The 4,482-nt window shown below is 74.9% G+C and carries 2 protein-coding genes and 1 pseudogene; 1 reads left to right on the top strand and 2 read right to left on the bottom strand.

The genetic code is table 11. The features are described from left to right. The coding region (locus tag KBX39_RS24210) for a glycoside hydrolase family 9 protein (protein ID WP_210872660.1) at positions 1-899 on the bottom strand (899 nt) is incomplete at its 3' end. 427 nt (positions 900-1,326) lie between these two features. Between KBX39_RS24210 and KBX39_RS24205 the strand changes: the two genes are divergently transcribed. Then, positions 1,327-2,892, top strand: coding sequence for an aldehyde dehydrogenase family protein (locus tag KBX39_RS24205; RefSeq protein ID WP_210872659.1), 1,566 nt, complete (start codon positions 1,327-1,329; stop codon positions 2,890-2,892). A gap of 315 nt (positions 2,893-3,207) precedes the next feature. Here the strand turns inward: KBX39_RS24205 and KBX39_RS34120 are convergent. Beyond that, positions 3,208-3,546 (bottom strand): annotated as a pseudogene (locus tag KBX39_RS34120) (N-acetyltransferase family protein); the annotation flags it as partial. Between the last annotated feature and the right edge of the window lie 936 nt (positions 3,547-4,482).

Genomic DNA, 4,482 nt, shown 5'->3' with positions numbered 1-4,482 from the left:
GTGGACTGCCGCTCGGTGCCGAGCTTGTCGTACTCGCTCTCCGCCTTGGCCAGGTAGGTCGCGTCACCGGTGGCCCGGTACAGCCAGATCGCGCCCCAGACCAGCTCGTCCTGGTAGCCGCTCCACGACTTGTAGAAGCTCGTCGCGTCGGTGATGCACTCGTGGTAGCTCTTCCGCACCGTGTCGGCGAACGTGTAGAGCTGCTTGGCGTGGCCGAGCAGCTTGTCCGCGTAGGTCGCGTCGGTGGGGCGGAACACCATGGACGAGGCGGCCATCGCGGCCGCCGTCTCCCCCGCCAGGTCCGCGCCGCCACAGCTCGCGTCGATCTTGTACGCGGGCCGCGCCATCGGCATCACCTCGGCCGGACCCCACCACTTGTGGTCGTCGTCGCCCTTGCCGACCTGTCCGTACAGGACGTTCGGCGCGGGGTGCGCCTTGACGAAGTAGTCGTTGACGAAGCGCAGGTTGTTCAGCAGGTGGGTGAGCTGCCCGGAGGCGACGTAGCCGTCGCGGTACTCGACCGCGCCCCAGGCCAGCATGGTGGCGCTGAACGCCATCGGGAAGCCGAACTTCACGTGGTCACCGGCGTCGTACCAGCCGCCGGTGAGGTCGACGCCGACGTCGGCGCCGTCGGTGAGCGCCGAGTCGCCGCGCCAGGAGACGCGGTTCCACGAGGGTTTGCGGCCGGACTGCTGCGCCTCGTAGAAGAACAGCGACTTCTGCAACGCCTCGGCGTAGTTGAACGCGGCCGCGGCCTGCGCGGCGGCGGGTACCTCGACGGCCGACGCGGGCGGCGCGGCGGCGACGGCCGTGGCCAGGCCGACGGCCAGCGCGGCGCCGGCGGCGAGCAACCGGCGCAGCCGCGACCGGCCTCCGGGCGGCGGTATCGGACGGGGCATGGCGAGCTCCTGTGGCTGGCGCCGCGCGGCAGCCGGAGCGGGGACGGCGCTCGGGCTCCGGCTGCCGCGAGGCAGTGGTGGTGGAGTGACCGCAGGAGCTTCGGGAGCGCTCCCATGGATAAGCGACAATGTAATGCGCGGGCAACATGTTGGGAAGGCCGCCGTCGGCGGGGGGCGCTCGGCGTACTGACGGGTAACAAACGGGAGCTGGATCACACCATCGATACAGGTCGATATAGAGCCGACTCATTCCCAGCTCAGCGGCATCGCGGTGGCGGCGAAAGCGCCGCCGACGGCCCCGTCCGGACCGCCGCCGTCCTGGCATACGAGCGTACGGTTGCCCGCCCGCTCGGCACCGCGCGACAGTACGCCTCACCTGCGGTGCCATCGACGCCGCCGCTCCCCGGACGACACTGAGGAGATCGCGATGGCTCTACGACTCGCCGAAGGCACCTCCTGGTCCGACACGCTCGCCCGGGCGGTGGCCGCCACCCCCGAGGCATTCGACACCACCTCCGACGGCGTGCCCACGCTCCACAATCTCGTCCAGGGGCAGTGGCGCGCGCTCGGCACACCGGCGCCCGTCCGTACCCCGGTCGACAACACCGTCCTGATCCACCTGGCCCGGCTCGACGCCGAGGCGGCGCGCGGCGCTGTCGCACACGCCGCGGCGGCGCACCGGGAGTGGGCGCGGACGCCGCTGGCCGAGCGCGTCGCCCGGGTCACCGACGCGCTCGACGCGCTCACCGAGCACCGCGACCTGCTCGCCCTGCTGCTGGTCTGGGAGATCGGCAAGCCGTGGCGGCTGGCCTGCGCCGACGTGGACCGCGCGCTGGACGGCGTGCGCTGGTACGTGGGCGAGATCGAGCGGATGCTCGCCGACGGCCGGGAGCCGCTGCCCGGCCCGGTCAGCAACATCGCCTCCTGGAACTACCCGATGAGCGTGCTGGTGCACGCCGAGCTGGTGCAGCTGCTGGCCGGCAACGCGGTGATCGCCAAGACGCCGTCCCAGGGCGGCGCGGTCTGCCTCACCGTCGCCCACGCGCTGATGCGGCGCGCCGGACTGCCCGCCACCCTGCTGTCCGGCAGTGGCGAGGAACTGTCCGAGGTGCTCGTCCGCGCGCCGGAGATCGGCGCGGTCGCATTCGTCGGCGGGCGCTCCAACGGCGGCAAGGTCGCCGCCGCGCTGCTCGACTGCGACAAGCGGCACTTCATCGAGCAGGAGGGCCTGAACGCCTGGGGCATCTGGAACTTCTCCCAGTGGGACTCGCTCGCCGCGCACCTGCGCAAGGGCTTCGAGTACGGCAAGCAGCGCTGCACCGCGTACCCCCGGTTCGTGGTCCAGCGCGACCTGGTCGACGAGTTCCTCGACATGTACCTGCCCGTGGTCCGCTCGATCCGCTTCGGCCACCCGCTCGCCGTCGGCGACGACTGGTCGGCCGGCGACCCGCTGCCGGAGCTGGACTTCGGTCCGCTGATCAGCGCCGCCAAGGCCGAGGAGCTGCGCCGCAAGGTCGAGGAGGCGGTACGCGGCGGCGCCGTACCGCTGCACCGGGGCAAGCTCGACGGCGCACCGTTCCTCGACGGGCAGGACACGTCCGCGTACGTCGCGCCCGCCGTGCTGCTGGCCCCGCCCGGCCGGTCCCGGCTGATGCACGCCGAGCCGTTCGGCCCGGTGGACACCATCGTGGTGGTGGACACCACCGACGAGCTGCTGGCCGCGATGAACGCCTCCAACGGCGCGCTCGTGGCGTCGCTGGCCTGCGACGACGAGGAGCTGGCCGGCAAGCTGGCGGTGGACCTGCAGGCGTTCAAGGTGGGCATCAACAAGCCCCGCTCCCGGGGCGACCGGGACGAGCCCTTCGGCGGCCGGGGCGCCTCCTGGAAGGGCGCGTTCGTCGGCGGCGACCTGCTGGTGCAGGCGGTGACGGTGGGCGGAGACGGCCGGCTCTACGGCAACTTCCCCGACTACAGCAGCTACCCCGCCACCTGATCCCCGCGAACACGGGCGGGGCCCCCGCATCGGGGGCCCCGCCGTGTCACCGTCCCCCGCATCGGAGGTCGGTCCGGGTGGCGCGCGAACGCGCCGGTTGCGGCCCTCCGGCCGGACCCCTCGGGCGTGCCGCGCCGTTGCGGCTCACCTCCGTGGTCCGGCCGGACGGCCGTCAGCTCATCCCGGCCGCTGCGCCGGCACGACCGCGCCGGCACGCGCGCCGCTACCGGCCACCGCCGGTGCGCCGGTCACCGCTGGTCCGCCGGTCACCGCGTCACCGCCGGACGCCGGCTCGCCCGTCGACGGCGCGGGAACCAGCGGAAGCGTCGCGGTCAGCACCGCGCCGTCGCGTTCCAACGCCACCGGCCGGTCCAGGCGGCGCAGCGTCCGCAGCATCGGGGTGTTCTCGGCCTGCACGTGCAGCAGCACCGCGGCGTAACCGGCCCGGTCGGCGTGGCCGAGCAGGCGGCGCAGCAGCGCCGAGCCCAGGCCCCGGCGCTGCCAGTCGTCGCGCACCAGCAGCGCCGCCTCGGCCTCGTCGCCCTCACCGAGCAGGGTCGCCATCGCCACGCCCGGCTCCGCCGCCCCGCCGGCGCCCGCCGGCGCGTGCAGGGGCCCGCCCCGGCCCGGCTCCAGCCGCCGGCGCAGCCGCGCCGCCAGGTCGGGGCCGGTGGTCAGCGCCGCGCCGGCCCGTGCCGCGAACGCGCGGATCAGGTCCACATCGGCCTCGTCGTACCAGCGGTCGGCACGGCGGGCCACCAGCAGCGCGCCGGCCGGCGCATCCCGGCCGGGCAGCGGCACCACCCGGGCGACGGCGCCGAAGGTGTCCAGACCGGGCAGCCAACCCGCCTCGGCGGCCTGCTCGACCAGCCAGTCCAGCTCGTGCGGCTCGGCGCCGGACAGGCCGGCCTCGATGGCCACGGGCAGCGCCGGGGCGGGCAGCACGCCGCTGTCCACCACGGGCGCCTGGTCGTCGGCGCGTACCGCCCGCCACCACCGGGACCGGCCGGAGCGGGGGGCGAGCACCAGGACCGCCACGTCGGCCGTCGTCGGCACGGCGAGGCGGACCACGGCCGCGGCCGCCCGGTCGGGGTGCAGCGGGTTGCCGAGCTTCTCGCCGACCACCGCGAGGAACGCCGAGCGGGCCCGCTCGGCCAGCAGCGCGTCGGCCCGGCTGACGCTCTCGGTGACGTCCTCGACGTACCAGCAGCGCCGGTGACCGGACAGCGCGACCGGCCGTACGCGCAGCCGTCGCCCGTGGTGAGTGAACTCCGCCGGGCCGTCGCCGCGCAGCGCGTCCACGCCCGCCGCGGCGAGCAGCTCGCCGGCGGTCACCTCGGGGACCAGGCGCTCCGCGACGGGGCTCACGTGCCGCACGACACCGTCGGCGTCGCAGACGACAAGGCCCTCCCGGAAGTGCTCGACGACCTCGGACCAGTCCGGGACGGCGGGGCCGCGGTCGGCTGCCAGCGGCGGCAGGGCAGGCGTCGCCGCAGCGGCGGCGGACCACGCCGGGACCCGTGCGGCACTCGGCGTGGAGATCCGTCCGTCGCCCGGGTCGGCACCCCTGACGTCGGCAGCAGTCACCAG

It is taken from the genome of Micromonospora sp. D75 (genome assembly GCF_018070405.1).
GTDB lineage: Bacteria > Actinomycetota > Actinomycetes > Mycobacteriales > Micromonosporaceae > Micromonospora > Micromonospora chalcea.
This window is presented reverse-complemented; position numbering and strand designations above follow the sequence as displayed.

Coding starts and splice junctions, on each gene's coding strand:
- KBX39_RS24205 (WP_210872659.1), top strand. CDS start 1,327: ATGGCTCTACGACTCGCCGAAGGCACCTCCTGGTCCGACACGCTCGCC.